We start from the raw sequence: 14408 nt of genomic DNA, 5'->3' as shown, positions 1-14408 counted from the left end.
GGGTCGTGGCGCGGGTGGGGCGCGGCGGGCCAGGTCAGGACCTGACTGGACGGTAGGCGTATCACGCCTGGAGACGGTCCGAACTCGATTTCACGCGCCAGGGCTTTTGCAACCGGGCGACGGCAGCGGATCAGCCGTGGCATGCCGGAGGTTCGACGTCGTCGCGCTGTTCGAGCTTCGCCAGCCAGGCATCGGCCTCGTCGGCCGGCAGATGCAGTCCTGTGGCGCGGTACGTTTCCCAGGCCTTGAGCGTGTCCTGCCGGAAGGCCTCGCGCATCTCCTCACGGTCCACGTACTGCTTGATCGCCTCGCGCATCAGCCAGTGCGAGCTGCGCTGCGGCATGCAGCGCCATCGCCCGGCGCCGAGCACACCTCCCAGGCGACACGCGCGCACGCACTTCGCGCGTTCGAGCCGCACCCAGCCCGGTTGTCATCAAGGCAGCGCAGGAATCCCCCGGAACCCGACACGAACCTCAAGCTTCTCGCTCACGTCACCCCAGACAATCTCCGGGACACCCCCCGCATCCCCTTCCGTGCACGAAACCCTCACCTCTCTCGCCCGCAAGCTGGCTTTTGCGCTGCTTCTCTCCAGCATCGTCTCCGGCTGCATGGTCGTGCCGCGCACCACCCGGACGTACAACGCCGAGTGCAAGGCCGTCGAAAAGCGCGTCACGCTGGAATCCCAGCAGGTGCAGGCGCTCGGCCAGTGCCGCGGCAACGCGGAATGCACCGGGCTCCTGGCCGGATATGGCCTGCTCGCCGTCGGCTCCGTCGTCGTGTCCGGGGGCGTCGCGGTCGTGGGCAACGTCGCCTACTGGCTCGAAGAACGTGCGCAGTGCTTGACCAGCGGCACGCCGGGACATGATGACCCCAAGCCAGCCGCGTCAGGCTCCGCGACATCGGGAGCGGCACCCGGCTGAGCCCCGCCACCTTGTACGCGGCGACCACCCAGTTGCGGGCCAGTCGCCGTCAAGAACAGCCGGTCAGCGCAAACCCGCCCGGCACCGAAGAAGTCACCATCCCGTCGCCGCCCCGCAGCGCCAGACGCTACTTTCAGAACCACATTCATGAGCACCCCCGAGACCCCGCCGGCACGCAAAATCAAGCAGCCTCCCGTCCTCTTCGCCAAGACGCAGTCGGTCATCGCCCGCGTCAGCGCCCTGGTGGGCGGGCCGCTGGTGACGTACTGGAACAACCCGCGCGGCTCGGTCTGCGGCAGCGACGTCATCGCCCTCAACGAGATCCTCGGCAAGCTCGGCTGGCACGAGACGATCCATCTCTTCATCAAGTCCGATGGCGGCAGCGGCCAGGTCTCGCTGCGCTTCGTCAACCTGCTGCGGCAACATTGCCGCCGGCTCGTCGCGCTGATTCCGCTGGAATGCGCCTCCGCGGCAACGATGATCACGCTCGGCGCCGACGAGATCCGGATGGGGCCGACGGCTTTCCTCACCGCCGTGGACACCTCGCTGAACCACGCGCTGTCGCCGGTCGACCGCGACAACGACCGCGTCAGCGTCAGCCTCGACGAGCTGAACCGCGTGATCCGCCGCTGGCGCAGCGAGCAGCACGACTCGACCGAGAACCCGTACAAGAGCCTGTTCTCCTTCGTCCACCCGCTCGTCATAGGCGCGATCGACCGGGCGGAGTCGCTGTCGGTGATGCTGTGCCGGGAACTGCTGGCCTATCACATCACCGACGAGGCCCGCGCCCACGAGATCGCCGCGACGCTGAACTCCAAGTACCCCTCGCACAGCTATCCCATCCTGCTGAACGAGGCACGCAAGATCGGCCTGAGGACCACGCCGCTGGAACCCGAGGTCAACGCGCTGCTGCTGGAGCTGAACCGCCTGTACAGCGAGATGGGGCAGAAGGCGACCACCGACTTCGACGAGATCCGCGCCCACGGCAACGAGATCCTGAACATCCTCGAAGGCCCGGATCTCCAGGTCTTCTACCAGCACGACAAGGACTGGTTCTATCGCAGCGAGGAGCGGCGCTGGATCACGATGAACGACGAGAGCAGCTGGCGGCGCATCGCCCGCATCCGGGGCCGGCTGCACCGCAGCATCATGCACGTGGCATAGCCGCGCCCCGGCAAGCGCAAGGCCGGCCCGCCCCATGCACGCACGCCTGATCGCCCTGCTCACGCTGCTCGCCGCCCTCCTCTCCGGCTGCGACCAGAATGCCGTCTTCGACCGCCTCATCCCCAAGGAAGAAGCCCGCCAGGCGCAGGTCTTCGTGGCGAAGATCGCGGCCCGCGACTACGCGGCCATCGACGAGGCCATGGACCCCGCACTGAAGACACCGGACATGGTGCCGCGCCTGGAGGAGATGAGCCGGATGCTGCCGCCAGGCCCGCCGACGGCGGTGAGGACCGTCGGCGCCCACACGCTGATGGCCGGCGCCGTCACGACGTACGAGATCACCCTCGAGTACGAGTACCCGAACACCCGGCTGCTCGCGGCGGTGGTCATGGAACGGCGCGACGACAAGCTGCTGCTCAAGGGCATCAACTTCGTGCCGCGCAATCAGTCGCTCGAAGAGGAGAACCGCTTCACGCTCGACGGCAAGGGGCCGCTGCACTACCTGGTGCTGGCCTTGGCGGTCTCGATCCCGCTGTTCGTGCTGTACGCGCTCGTGCTGTGTGCGCGCACCAGGTTCCCCCGCCGCAAGTGGCTCTGGCTGCTGTTCGTAGCCGTCGGCCTGATGCAGTTCCAGTTCAACTGGAGCACCGGCGACTGGGGTGTGCAGCCGCTGAGCTTCCTGCTGCTCGGTTCGGGTTTCACGAAGAGCGGGCCGTACGCGCCGTGGATCTTCACGATCGCGCTGCCCGTCGGCGCCATCGTGTTTCTGCTGCGCCGTCCGTCGTTGCAGCGCCCCGCGGCGTGACATCACCGGCAGCGGCGGCCAGGAGTCCATGAGCACGGCTGCGACACGCCATGCGGCCCGGCCGTCAGGCAGACTGACGCCACCCTCGGACCTTCCGCCATGCCCACCCGCCTCGCCTCCTGCTCCTGCGGCCGCCTCACCGCCACGGTGACCGGCGAGCCGGTGCGCGTCTCGATCTGCCACTGCCTGGCCTGCCAGCGCCGCACCGGCAGCGTGTTCGGGCAGCAGGCGCGCTTCCGGCGCGAGGACGTCGTCGTCTGCGGCGCCTCGACCGAGTTCGTGCGCATCGGCGACGAAGGTTCGTGCGCCCGCTTCCACTTCTGCCCCGTTTGCGGCGCGACGGTCTTCTACCGCTTCGACGAGATGCCCGAGGCCATCGCCATCCCCGTCGGTGCCTTCGCCGACCCCGGCTTCCCGGCGCCCACCGTCTCGGTCTACGAAACCCGCAAACGCGGCTGGGTGCAGCCGCCGCCCGACGCCGAGCACATTCCCTGACGCTCGTGCCAGGCGCGCTCGCTAGAGTGCCGCCATGTCGCACCCGCCGATCGAGATCCACCCGCTGGGCCCCGAGCGCCTGGCCGACTTCCTCGCCTTCTTCGAGGGCCCGGCCTTCGCCGACAACCCGCGCTGGCGCAGCTGCTACTGCCAGTTCCTCTACGTCGACCACACGCGCGTGCACTGGCCCTCGCGCACCGGCAACGAGAACCGCGCCGCCGCCTGCGCACGCATCGACGCCGGCACGATGCGCGGCCTGCTCGCCTACCGCGACGGCCATGTCGTCGGCTGGTGCAACGCGGCGCCGCGCGCGCTGCTCGACGCCTTCGCCGACGAGCCCGACCCCGACGCTGCGCGCCTGGGCCAGATCACCTGCTTCGTCGTCGCTCCGGCGCAGCGCCGCACCGGCGTCGCCACCGCGCTGCTGGACGCCGCCTGCGCCGAACTGCGCCGCCAGGGCATGACGCTGGCCGAGGCCGCGCCCAAACCCGACATCGGCGGCGACGCCGAGAACCACTACGGGCCGATGTCGATGTTCCTGGCCGCCGGTTTCACCGTGCACCGGCCCGGTGAGTACGGCAGCGTGCTCGTGCGAAAGGCGCTGGGCTGAGGGCAGCGACAGGCGCCGCCGGGAGCGCGATTCAGCGCCCTGGCTCAGCTTCAGCCCGAACGGCGGCTGCATCGCGGTCGCCTGGATACGCAACAACTGACGCCAGCATGGGCTGGCCTCGTTCTCAATCGCCGGCTGCAGGAGCCGCAGGATGCCCGACCGACAATCTGGCTGCGGCCGGCTTCATTGCCACGGGCTGTCAGGCGGCACCAGCGAAGTCAGAGGATCGAGTTCGTAGGCGCGGTGCAGCAAAGTCACGAAATCCGGTGCTTCGGGCAGCGCCGTGGGGCCGATCCCATGCACCGCGACGCCAGGCGTCCATGAGTTCATGACCAAGGCACCTGCCATGCTCGCCAGATCGGCCAGCGTGACGACTTGTTCGCGTTGGGGTACGCCCAGCCGGTCCAGCTGCCGGCGAACGATCGCCATCGTGGTGCCGCCCAGCATTTGCGCCACGGGCCACACCACCGCGCTGCCGTCCCAGAAGGCCAGGTTCCAGATCGAGCCTTCGCTGATGCGGCCATATCTATCAACGAAGGCGGCGTCGTCGAAACCTTGCGCTACAGCCCGGCGGAGGAAGTAGGTCTTGGCGACTTCGCCAACGTGCTTCACGGCTGGAAGCACGCGCTCGTACTCAAACACTTGCAGTCGCAGCGGGCCCGCCGGACCCGAGGCCGGCGGACCTGTGCGGATCAGGACCGCCGGCTTCGCGTCGGCAGGGGCAGGTACGAACTCCCCCTCGGGGGAATACACGGTCGCCGTCAGCGACAGCTCACCCGGCCCGGCTTCCACCGCACTTCTCAGATAGGCCAATACCTGGTGGTCGGGAAGGGCCTGCCCGAACAGCTGCACCGAGGCGTCCCGCAACCGCGCCAGATGAAGGTCCAGGCCACGGACCTTGCCGCCACGCACCTGCATCGCCGTGAAATGAGCGTGGCCCGCGAACGCGAGCGGTATCAGCGCTTCACGGGCCGCGGTTTGGCCGTTGCGCTGAACAACATGAGTCGCTTCTTCATTCATGACTTCCGGGTTCGATTCTGTAGAACACGGCGCAAGGCTAAACTCTGACAGCGTTGTCAAGGTCAAGAGGAGATTGCCGGTGCGCATCGGAGATCTGGCGAAGCAGGTCGACATCAGCGTCAGGATGCTTCGCTACTACGAACAGGAAGGTCTGCTGCGCCCGGCGCGCACCGAGTCCGGGTACCGCGATTACGGCGAGCCGGAACTGCTCGCGGCGCAACGCATCCGTCTGCTCAGCGCATCCGGTTTGAAGATCGAGACCATCCGGGTGCTGCTGCCCTGCATGCTCGACGGTCAGCCGGCGTTCGCTCCCTGCCAGGACGTTCGGGATGCATTGCGCCGCGAGGTTCAGAAGCTCGACGCAAAACTGCGCGACCTGGCCCAGAGCAGAGAGATCGTGGCGAGTTATCTCAGCGGAGTCGAAAGGGACGCTCGTGTTTGACCCGGAACGGGTTCATGCGCGCCGGTCATTGCCCCCCACGCGCCAGACGCCGCAGACCTGCAGTTGCTGCACGTCGGCGCCAGCTTCTTCGCCGCGACGTAGCCTGCTCGCGCCCGCCTCGTAGTGTCCCGGTCACCGGCTCACTCAGGCCGCGGCGGTGCCTGAGGCAGACTTCGGCATCCCGCCCGCCATGCGCATCGACATCGACACCCTGAACGAAGCCGAACTCGTCGACCTGAACCGCCGCATCGTCGCGCGGCTGAAGCTGCTGCACGACATGAAGGCGCACGTGCAGATGCTCGACTTCCGCGTCGGCGAGAAGGTGTCGTTCCAGCCCGACGGGCATCCGCTGCTGTTCGGGATCATCACCAAGTACAACCGCAAGACGGTCACCGTGATCACCGAAACCGGCGCGCAGTGGAACGTGGCGCCGGCCTTCCTGCGCAAGCTGAAGACGGTCGACGAGGCCGACGCCGGCGCTGCGGGCGCCATGGTCCGGCGCCGTCCCGACTGACACCCGGCGGCTGCCCGAAATGCCAGCCGCCCCGATGCCGCTGGTCAGACCCTGCAGTCCACGACCTGCAGCCCGAGCCGGGTTTCGAAGGCATCGAAGTCCCGGTCGTCGTGCAGCAGCACGAGCCCGTCGACCAGGCAGCGCGTCGCGATCAGCATGTCGACCGTGCCGCGCACGTTGACACCGGCCGCACGCAGCTGGCGATACAGGCGCGCCGCTTCCACAGCCACGGCAAAACCCGCGATCTCGACCTGCTCCAGCCGGCCGAGCAGCCGCCGCGCCTCATCGAAGCCGCGCTCGTCTTTGAAGCCCTGCAGCACCTCGGCCAGGATCAGGTCGCCGACGGCGAAACGCTCCAGGCCGAGATGGCGGTCCAGCCACTCGGCCTGCACGCTGGGCGTGCCGCGGAAGAAGTCGATCCAGACGCTGGAATCGACCAGGATCATGCGTCGCGCCTCATCGCGTCCAGGTCGCCGACCCATTCGTACTGGCCGCGCAGCCTGCGCAATTCCGTCTGCTGCTGCAGGCGCAGCAGCGTGCGCAGCCCGGCTTCGACGGCCTCACGCTTGGTCTTCAGGCCGGTGGCCTTCAGCGTGGCTTCCATCAACTCGTCGTCGATCACGATGTTGGTGCGCATGTGTACTCCCGAACCAGTTCGTACACATCATAGGCCGAACGAACGGCACCAGGCGCGAGCCACCCACCCTCAGCGCTTGATCTTCCCGAGCAGTTGCCGCGCCTCTTCGCGCCGCCCGGCGTCGGCGATCTGCCGCCCCGGCCGCGGCGGCGCGTCGATGGCGCGCTGCAGATAGGTCACGGCGTCGGTCTCGTGGTCGGTCTCGACCAGGTACTCGCCGTAGAAGAAGTTGGCGTCTATGCCCTGCGGGTTCAGCGCCAGCGCCTTCTGCAGCATCTGGCCGGCACGCGCCTTGTCGCCAAAGCCCAGCGGCCAGCCCGGCACCTTGTAGTACAGCACGCCCAGGCTGTTGTAGGCCGAACCTTCGAGCACGTTGCCGTCGATCTGGATCGCACGTTCGTACAGCGCCTTGGCCTGCTTGACCAGGCCCAGCGCGCCCAGCCCGCCCTTCTCGCCGGCCAGCGAGCTGACGACGATGCCTTCCCAGACCAGCGGCTCGGCGCGGCCCGGGAAACTCTCGCTGACCTTGTGCGCGTTGACGGCCAGGGTCTCGAAACGTTTCTCGCGTTCGGCCGGCGGCGTCTGGTAGCGGATGACTTCCCAGTCGTGCTGCAGCGCGGTGACGGCGTCGTCCACCGGAGCGGCCTGCGCGGCCGGCACCGCCGCCCAGGCGGCGGCCGCGGCGATGGCGGCGATGACGGTGCGGATGGCGTTGCGGCGGTTGTTCATGAGCGGTGTCCCGGTATCGGTTTGGCAGGGGCCGCAAGGCTGCGGCGGTGTTTGGCGAAGCCCGAGTCCATGCGTGCACCCAGCAGCCCGTTCAGGCGCGCGAACACACGCTCGGCACCACCCAGCGTGCGCTCGGCGGCTTCGCTCTCGATCAGTTCGACCAGCGCCGCCGCCACCTGCTCGGGCGTGTCGCTGGCAGCGCCGGTGGCGTCGTTGTAGGCCTGGGCGGCGGCGTCGTTGAAGCCGGTGCGCGTGGTGCGCGGCGCCAGCAGCTGCACCCGCACAGGCTCATCACCCAGTTCGCGCCGCAGGGCTTCGGCAAAACCCTGCAGCCCGGCCTTGCTCGCGCCGTAGACCGAAAAACCGGGCAGGCCGATGCGCCCCAGCACCGAGCCGACGAAAACGATCTGCGCACGCGGCAGGCGCTGCAGCTGCGGCAGCAGCGCCTGCGTCAGCTGCATCGGCGCCAGCAGGTTGGTCGTCAGCACCTGCTGCAGGCGCTCGGCCGGCACGCCGGCCAGCGGGCCGAAGGCGGGCACGCCGGCGGCATGCACGACGACGTTGGCGTTCCAGCCGGCGGCCGCACGCACGATGGACTGCTGGCCTTCGGCCGTCGTCACGTCGGCCTGCAGCCAGGCGGCGCCGGGGCCGTCGGCACCGCGGCCGACACCCAGCACCTGCGCGCCGCGCGCCGTCAGCGCTTCCACCATCGCCCGGCCGATGCCGCCGGCCGCGCCGGTCAGCAGCACCCGCGCCTGGCCGGCCTTCATGCGGCCTCCGCTACGGCTTGCGGCAGCGGCAGGCTGGCGAAGACCTCGCCGTACAGGCGGTAGAAGACCCGCGCCGCGTGCACGATCGCGGCCTGGTCGGCCGGGTCGTGGATCTGGTCCATCAGCAGCTCGAAGTGCTGCACGTGCTCCTGGTCCAGCGTGCCGTGCGAACGCAGGTAGCTGAAGGCCGAGTCGGGCAGCGCCAGGCCTTGCTGGATCGCGTCGGCGGCATGCAGCGCCAGCGCCACGCTGGTGCCTTCCAGCACCAGCACCATGCCGAAAAAACCCAGCGGGTTGCGGCGCGCGATGGTGTCGTAGGCGTAGGCCACCATCAGCTCGGTGGCGACGCCGGGCTGGCCGTGGCGCACGGCTTCGGCGTCGACGCCGCAGGCGGCGATGTCTTCGAGGATCCACTCGTCGTGGCCAGCCTCTTCCTCGATGTATTCGTCCAGCGGCCCTTCCAGCCAGGCGTGATGCGGCGGCAGCTGGTCGCGCAGCGCCTTCAGCAGCGGCACCGTGTGGCGCACGTGGTGGAAGGCTTCGCGCAGAAAGGCGACGTAGCTCGGCAGCGCGACCTGGCCGCGCAGCGCGCCCTGGATGATGGGCGTGGCCAGCAGCGTGTTGCGGGCGTCGGCGCTCTGTTCGAGCAGGGTGGCGTGGAATCCCATGGTGGTCAGCTGGTAGTGGAGACGGTGGCGGGCGAGCCGGCCGGCTGCAGCCCGAGGGCGGCGGCGTGGCGCTCGAGGATGGTGTCGCGGCGCGGGCGGCCGTTGGCGGTGGCCAGGCCCGAGGCGGCGTCGAAGGCGGCGGCGCCGCGTGTCCAGCGTGCGACGCGGGCGTAGTCGGGCAATGCGGCGTTGGCGGCGGCCACTGCGGCGGCGAGCTGGGCGTTGTCGACCGCGGCCGAAGACGGCCAGAGCACGGCCACCAGCGCCGGTTCGCCGTCGCCCAGCACCACCGCCTGCGCCACCGCCGGGTGGCAGCGCAGCGCGGTCTCGGGCCATTCAGGCGAGACGTTGCGGCCGTAGCCGGTGATCAGCAGGTTCTTCTTGCGGCCGACGACGTGCACGAAGCCGGCTTCATCGACGCGCCCCAGGTCGCCGCTGGGCCACCAGTCGCCACTGCTGCGCCCGGTTTCGCCGACGTAGCCGGCGAACAGGCTGCCCTGGATCTGGATCTCGCCGTCGGCGGCCAGGCGCAGGCCGGCGTGCGGCAGCGGCCGGCCGGCGCTGCCGGGGCGGTCGGCGCCGGGCAGGTTCAGCGTCTGCACCGAAGCACCTTCGGACAGGCCGTAACCCTCATAGGCCGGCAGGCCGAGCGCACGCGCGGCGGCCAGCACCGGGGCGCCGACCGCGGCGCCGCCGACGGCGACGAAACGCAGGCTCTCGGGCGCGCGCCGCCCGGTGGCGGCGAGCCAGCCGCACCAGGCACGCAGCATCTGCGGCAGCAGGATCAGGCTCTGCGCCTGGTGGCGCTCGACCGCAGCCTGCAGCAGCGCCGGGTCGAAGCTGGACGAGCCGCTGAGGCCGACTTCGGCCAGCGGCAGCGCGACGACGCTGCTGCCCTGGCGCCGCGGCGCCATCAGCCCGGCGACGTTCTCCAGCAGCACCGCGAACGGCAGCGCGTTCAGGTGGCGTTCGATGGCCAGCGGCGCCAGCGCCTGCACCAGGCCGTCGGCGACAGCGTCCATCGCCGCGACCGTCAGGCACACGCCCTTGGGCGTGCCGGTGCTGCCCGAGGTGTAGGTGATCTTGGCCGTGCCCGCCGGCAGCTGCGGCCGCAACGCCGGCAGCCGGGCGCAGACCAGCGCCTCGCCGTCCATCACCAGCGGCTCCCAGTCGAGCGCAAAACGCGGCGCCAGCGCCGCCGCGGCAACCAGCATGTCGACGCCGGCCGAGGCCAGCACGTGGCGCAGCATCGCGGCGTCGAAGAACAGCGGCAGCGGCACGTGCACGACGCCGGCGGCACGCGCGGCTTCGTCCAGCACGACGAAACCGGGGCCGTTGTCCAGCAGCGTCGCCAGCACCTGCGTGCCTTCGCGCCGCAGCCAGGTGGCGGCGGCCGCGGCCTCGGCATCCAGTTCGGCGGCGCTCCAGGCGCGGCGCGTGTCGATCAGCGCCGGCCTCACAGCTGGCCCCCGCGGCGCTTGAAGCGCGCGATCGCGGTGTCCAGCCGCCCGGCCAGCACCAGCGGCCGGTGGTCGTAGTAGCTGCCCCAGCGGGCGGCGTCGGCACCCAGCAGGTCGGGGTCGGCCACGCCCAGCGTCACCGGCGCGATGCCCAGGCGCACGAAGAGGTGGCGCAGCTCGACGGTGAGCGTGCACACGACCCAGTCGTAACCCTGCTCGGCCAGATGCGGGCCGATGCGCGTGATGAGGCGGCGGCCTTCGCCGGCCCGCGCGGCGGCCAGGTGGCCGACTTCGACGATGCGCGCACGCTCGACCGGCTCGCCCAGCAGCGCCTCGACCGGCGCGTCCAGATAACGCTCGAGGAACAGCGCACCGTCGCGGGCCGGCCGGTAGCCGGCGGCGGCGACCAGGGCGCCGGCGCTGTCGTGCAGGCCGACCATCGCCGGCGCGAACTCGCGCACCTCGGCACGGTAGCGCTCGCGGTAGACCCGGCGCACCAGCGCCTCGACCTGGTGGCGGCCGCCGGCCTCGCCCGGATAGACGCGCAGGCGCGCTTGGGCACCTGGACGCTGGACGCTGCTCATCGACGGCTCCCGCAGCATGCTCGGCATGCACACTCCCCTCGTACGCCGCCGCGGGATGCGGCAGCTGACAGGAGCCATGCTCGTCGCCGGCGATTAGCGCGGCATTAACTGGCGCGCCCGTCCGGCCCGGCACTCGTGAGCATCGTCACAGGTGGCGCGCAAGCGCCGGCCCCGGTTCCCCAGCCCGGCCGCGGGCCACCGTGCCGGCGCGGCCCAGGCCTGACAGAATCGAACGATCGTTCGAAAAATCAGATGCTTGCGGCATGTCAACGCACAACCTTCCCGCCGTCGATCTCGCCACCGTGCGCACGCTGCCCGAACTGCTGCGCTGGCGCATCGCGCTGACACCCGAAGCCGAGGCCTACCGCGAACACGAGGACGGGCGCGGCTGGATCCCCTGGAGCTGGCGCCGCTTCGGCGCCCACGTGGCGCGTTATGCCGCGGCGCTGGACACGCTGGCGCCGGCGCGTGGTGCACGCATCGCGATCCTGCTGCCCAACGGTGTCGACGCGGTGACGCTGGACCAGGCGGCGCTGGCGCGCGCCTGCGTGCCGCTGCCGATGCATGCGCTCGACAACCCGCTGTCCATCGCCTACATCCTGGCCGACAGCGGCGCCGAGCTGCTGGTCGCGCAGACCGAGGGCCAGTGGCGCGCGATCGCCGGCTGCGGCGTGCTGCCGGCGACGCTGCGCCAGGTCGTGATCCGCGAACGCGACGGCGAGACGCCGCCGTCGCGCGGTGGCCCCGAGATCCTGTCGCTGGCCGATTGGCTGGCGCGCGGCGACGCCGCGGCGCCGCGGCCGGCACCCGCCGCACCCGAGGCCGAAGACCTGGCGGCGCTGGTCTACACCTCGGGCACCACCGGCAAACCCAAGGGCGTGATGCTGACGCATCACAACGTGATGGCCAACGTGAAGGCGGTGCTGGCGCGCATCGCGCCGCGGCCCGACGACGTCTTCCTGTCCTTCCTGCCGCTGTCGCACACCTTCGAGCGCAGCGCCGGCTACTACCTGCCGATCGCGGCCGGCGCGGCGGTGGCCTTCGCGCGTTCGACGCAGCACCTGCCCGAGGACCTGAAGGCGGTGCGGCCGACGCTGCTGATCTCGGTGCCGCGCATCTACGAACGGGTGTTCACGCGGCTGCAGACGATGCTGGAGCCCGCGCCGGCCAAGCGGCGCATCTTCGGCTGGGCGCAGGCGGTGGGCTGGCGGCGCTTCTGCCGCGAACAAGGCCTGCCGGTGCCCGGCCACGTGCCGGCGGCGCTGGACACGCTGGTCTGGCCGCTGCTGCGCCAGCGTGTGGGCGCGCCGCTGCAGGCGCAGTTCGGCGGCCGGCTGCGGCTGGCGGTGAGCGGCGGCGCGGCGCTGTCGGCGCCGATCGCCCGCTGCTTCATCGGCCTGGGCCTGCCGATCGTGCAGGGTTACGGCATGACCGAGAGTTCGCCCGTGATCAGCTGCAACACGCCCGAGGACAACGACCCGGCGACGGTCGGCCGGCCGCTGGACGGCGTGGAGGTGCGCATCGGCGAGAACCGCGAGCTGCTGGTGCGCGGCGCGAACGTGATGCGCGGCTACTGGAACCGCCCGGAGGACACGGCGCGCGCGCTCGAAGGCGGCTGGCTGCACACCGGCGACCAGGCGGCGATCGAGGGCGGGCGCATCCGCATCGTCGGCCGCGTCAAGGAGATCATCGTCACCGCCACCGGCGAGAAGATCGCACCCACCGACCTGGAGATGGCGATCGTCGCCGACCCGCTGTTCGAGCAGGCCTGGGCCTTCGGCGACAACCGGCCCTTCATCGGCTGCATCGTCGTGCTGGCCGCCGGGCACTGGGACAAGCTGGCCCGTTCGCTGGGGCTGGACCCGCAGGACCCGCAGTCGCTGCAGACGCACGCCGCACGCGAGGCGGCGTTGGTGCGCATCCGCGCCGCCACGGCCTCGTTCCCGCACTACGCGCAGCCGCGTGCGGTGTGGCTCAGCACCGACGCCTGGACCATCGAGAGCACGATGATCACGCCGACGCTGAAGCTCAAGCGCAACAACCTCCAGGCGCGTTACGGCGAACAGGTCGAGGCGCTGTACCGGCGCTGAGCTCAGCCACCGACGCGGAAGACCCGACCGCGCGCCCCAGCGTCGCGCTGCGCGCCAGCAAGGCCTGGCTGGCGGCGGCCGACTGCTCGGCGAGTGCGGCGTTGCCAAGCGGGCCGCAGAGCGAGGTCGGTATGCCGCCCTGCCGCGCACCCTGGTGGCTGCGCTGCGCCAGCACACTGATCCCGGACGCAAGAACGACGAAGGCGATGCCCCGCACGATCGGCACGACCCTTGCCCCGCAGGGCCATGGAACCCGACACCCCTGCCCCCGCGCCCGACGACACCATCGACACCCAGGATGACGAGGCGGTCAAACACTGGGCCGATCACTTCGGCATCACCGCGGCGCAGATCGAGGAAGCCGTGCTCGCCGTCGGCCCGCGTGTCGCCGACGTGCAGCGCCACCTGCTGGACCAGGGAGCCAGCGCCGGGGCTGGTTGAACGCGGGCGGAGGCCTTGCGCAGGCGAGAACGCCGAAGAATCTTCAGCCCAGGCGCTCGCGCACCGCGTCGACCAGTTCCTGCAGCGGCGGCCAGGGCGGCACCGGCCCGGGGTCGCGCGGCTCGTAGACGACACGTTCGGCCTTCTCGGGCACGGCCTCGTGGCGCGCCTGGCCTTCGCCGTCGAGCCGGCCCTGGATCGTCGTGCCGCCGGCGAAGTGGATGGTGTAGCGCTGGCCGGCGAAGGGCCGGCCGTCGGCGTCGTGGTGTTCGATCTCGATCCAGTTCGGCGGCCGGCCAGGCAGTTGGTCGGGCAGCGCCGGCAGGTGCGCGGCCACACGCGCCGGGCCGGGGAAGCGGTGTGCCGCGGCGGCAACCTCGAGCACGCCGGGGGTCGTGAGCCGGATGTCGGCCCCGTCGAGCACGATCGCCGAGCCCCCGGCGCACAGCGCCAGGCGCTGGCGCGCGACCACGCGCAGTTCGTCGCCGTGCGCCTGGATGCGCAACGCGCCGTCGCAGCGCAGCGTCAGCGGGCCGGCATGGGCGCGCAGCGAGACGTCGCCGGCAGCGGCGACCAGACTCAGCCCGCCATCGCCACTGCTCAGCTGCAGCGCGCCGCCGGCGGCCAGCGCCGCCTGCTGCACGGCGGTTTCGTGCAGCTCGCCGTCGGCGACCGAAACCATGGCCGCGCCGGCGGACAGCACCAGGTCGGCGTCGCTCGACAGGACCAGGCCGGCCTCGCTGCCGAACACCAGGCGGGCGTCGGCCATGCGCGCGTAGCCGGCTTCGTCCGGCAGCGGCTGCGGGCCGGCCGGCAGCGGGTGTGAGCCAGGGGCGTCAGTGGCCGCCGGGGGTTGGAGGTCGGTGGTGGCGCCAGGCGACAGCTGTGGCACATCGACGGAGGTCCCGGCCGGCCGCTCTTGCGGCCCGGCAGAAGTGCCGGTCGGCAGCGTTTGCCCGCCGATAACGGCGCCGGCCGGCAGCGGCGCGGCAACAGCAAAGGCGCTGACGGGCAGCGGTGCGGCGACGGCCGAGGCGCAGGCCGGCGGCGATTGCACGC

19 protein-coding genes are annotated in these 14408 nt (G+C 71.0%); 9 read left to right on the top strand and 10 right to left on the bottom strand.

Going from position 1 to position 14408, the window contains the following annotated elements; all coding sequences use genetic code 11:
• Positions 1-130: 130 nt before the first annotated feature.
• Positions 131-418 (bottom strand): CopG family transcriptional regulator, encoded by a 288-nt coding sequence (locus tag CKO43_RS22095; RefSeq protein WP_200379984.1) that lies wholly within the window; start codon positions 416-418, stop codon positions 131-133.
• Positions 419-533: 115 nt separating this feature from the next.
• Here CKO43_RS22095 and CKO43_RS22090 point away from each other — a divergent pair, with 115 nt between their 5' ends.
• The 5 genes from CKO43_RS22090 to CKO43_RS22070 all read left to right on the top strand — a co-directional run bounded on the left by CKO43_RS22090 (position 534) and on the right by CKO43_RS22070 (position 3994).
• Positions 534-920 (top strand): hypothetical protein, encoded by a 387-nt coding sequence (locus CKO43_RS22090; protein ID WP_200231395.1) that lies wholly within the window; start codon positions 534-536, stop codon positions 918-920.
• A gap of 147 nt (positions 921-1067) precedes the next feature.
• A complete protein-coding gene (locus CKO43_RS22085; protein ID WP_200379983.1) occupies positions 1068-2084 on the top strand; it encodes an SDH family Clp fold serine proteinase in 1017 nt (338 codons plus the stop codon).
• Positions 2085-2118: 34 nt separating this feature from the next.
• Complete coding sequence (locus tag CKO43_RS25970) at positions 2119-2889, top strand: hypothetical protein (protein ID WP_242478109.1); 771 nt, start codon at positions 2119-2121, stop codon at positions 2887-2889.
• A gap of 99 nt (positions 2890-2988) precedes the next feature.
• Positions 2989-3384 carry a GFA family protein gene (locus CKO43_RS22075; protein WP_200379982.1) on the top strand — a complete coding sequence of 132 codons (396 nt, stop codon included), beginning with the start codon at positions 2989-2991 and terminating at the stop codon, positions 3382-3384.
• Between the two features lie 34 nt (positions 3385-3418).
• Positions 3419-3994, top strand: a complete 576-nt coding sequence (locus CKO43_RS22070) for a GNAT family N-acetyltransferase (RefSeq protein WP_200379981.1) — start codon at positions 3419-3421, stop codon at positions 3992-3994.
• A 183-nt stretch (positions 3995-4177) separates the two neighbouring features.
• Here CKO43_RS22070 and CKO43_RS22065 read toward each other — a convergent pair whose 3' ends face one another.
• Positions 4178-5014 (bottom strand): aminotransferase class IV family protein, encoded by an 837-nt coding sequence (locus CKO43_RS22065; RefSeq protein WP_200379985.1) that lies wholly within the window; start codon positions 5012-5014, stop codon positions 4178-4180.
• 79 nt (positions 5015-5093) lie between these two features.
• On the opposite strand from CKO43_RS22065, the gene CKO43_RS22060 reads away from it, so the two are divergent.
• A complete protein-coding gene (locus tag CKO43_RS22060) occupies positions 5094-5456 on the top strand; it encodes a MerR family DNA-binding transcriptional regulator (protein ID WP_200231399.1) in 363 nt (120 codons plus the stop codon).
• A 157-nt stretch (positions 5457-5613) separates the two neighbouring features.
• Complete coding sequence (locus CKO43_RS22055) at positions 5614-5970, top strand: hypothetical protein (protein WP_346728370.1); 357 nt, start codon at positions 5614-5616, stop codon at positions 5968-5970.
• 44 nt (positions 5971-6014) lie between these two features.
• Here the strand turns inward: CKO43_RS22055 and vapC are convergent, their stop codons facing one another.
• From vapC to CKO43_RS22020, 7 genes are all read right to left on the bottom strand, one after another.
• On the bottom strand, positions 6015-6416 hold the full coding sequence (vapC, locus tag CKO43_RS22050; protein WP_200379980.1) for a type II toxin-antitoxin system VapC family toxin: 402 nt from the start codon (positions 6414-6416) through the stop codon (positions 6015-6017).
• Positions 6413-6607, bottom strand: a complete 195-nt coding sequence (locus CKO43_RS22045; protein WP_200231402.1) for a type II toxin-antitoxin system VapB family antitoxin — start codon at positions 6605-6607, stop codon at positions 6413-6415. Before CKO43_RS22045 ends, vapC begins: the two co-directional genes overlap by 4 nt.
• 69 nt (positions 6608-6676) lie before the next feature.
• Positions 6677-7336, bottom strand: a complete 660-nt coding sequence (locus tag CKO43_RS22040; RefSeq protein ID WP_200379979.1) for a tetratricopeptide repeat protein — start codon at positions 7334-7336, stop codon at positions 6677-6679.
• The gene (locus CKO43_RS22035) at positions 7333-8106 is read right to left on the bottom strand and encodes an SDR family oxidoreductase (protein WP_200379978.1); all 774 of its coding nucleotides are present in this window, start codon (positions 8104-8106) and stop codon (positions 7333-7335) included. Before CKO43_RS22035 ends, CKO43_RS22040 begins: the two co-directional genes overlap by 4 nt.
• A complete protein-coding gene (locus CKO43_RS22030; protein ID WP_200379977.1) occupies positions 8103-8774 on the bottom strand; it encodes a TenA family transcriptional regulator in 672 nt (223 codons plus the stop codon). Before CKO43_RS22030 ends, CKO43_RS22035 begins: the two co-directional genes overlap by 4 nt.
• A 5-nt stretch (positions 8775-8779) precedes the next feature.
• The gene (locus tag CKO43_RS22025) at positions 8780-10234 is read right to left on the bottom strand and encodes an AMP-binding protein (protein ID WP_200379976.1); all 1455 of its coding nucleotides are present in this window, start codon (positions 10232-10234) and stop codon (positions 8780-8782) included.
• The gene (locus CKO43_RS22020; RefSeq protein ID WP_242481290.1) at positions 10231-10818 is read right to left on the bottom strand and encodes a thermostable hemolysin; all 588 of its coding nucleotides are present in this window, start codon (positions 10816-10818) and stop codon (positions 10231-10233) included. Before CKO43_RS22020 ends, CKO43_RS22025 begins: the two co-directional genes overlap by 4 nt.
• A gap of 263 nt (positions 10819-11081) precedes the next feature.
• Here CKO43_RS22020 and CKO43_RS22015 point away from each other — a divergent pair, with 263 nt between their 5' ends.
• Together CKO43_RS22015 and CKO43_RS22010 are read left to right on the top strand one after the other, a co-directional pair.
• On the top strand, positions 11082-12908 hold the full coding sequence (locus CKO43_RS22015; protein ID WP_200379974.1) for an AMP-dependent synthetase/ligase: 1827 nt from the start codon (positions 11082-11084) through the stop codon (positions 12906-12908).
• Positions 12909-13154: 246 nt separating this feature from the next.
• The gene (locus CKO43_RS22010; RefSeq protein WP_200379973.1) at positions 13155-13349 is read left to right on the top strand and encodes a DUF3606 domain-containing protein; all 195 of its coding nucleotides are present in this window, start codon (positions 13155-13157) and stop codon (positions 13347-13349) included.
• A 43-nt stretch (positions 13350-13392) separates the two neighbouring features.
• Here CKO43_RS22010 and CKO43_RS22005 read toward each other — a convergent pair whose 3' ends face one another.
• Positions 13393-14118: a DUF2345 domain-containing protein gene (locus CKO43_RS22005; protein WP_200379972.1), complete on the bottom strand. Its 726-nt coding sequence runs from the start codon at positions 14116-14118 to the stop codon at positions 13393-13395.
• Positions 14119-14408 lie beyond the last annotated feature (290 nt).

Source organism: Rubrivivax gelatinosus, from assembly GCF_016583785.1.
Taxonomy (GTDB): domain Bacteria; phylum Pseudomonadota; class Gammaproteobacteria; order Burkholderiales; family Burkholderiaceae_C; genus Rubrivivax; species Rubrivivax gelatinosus_B.
This window is presented reverse-complemented; position numbering and strand designations above follow the sequence as displayed.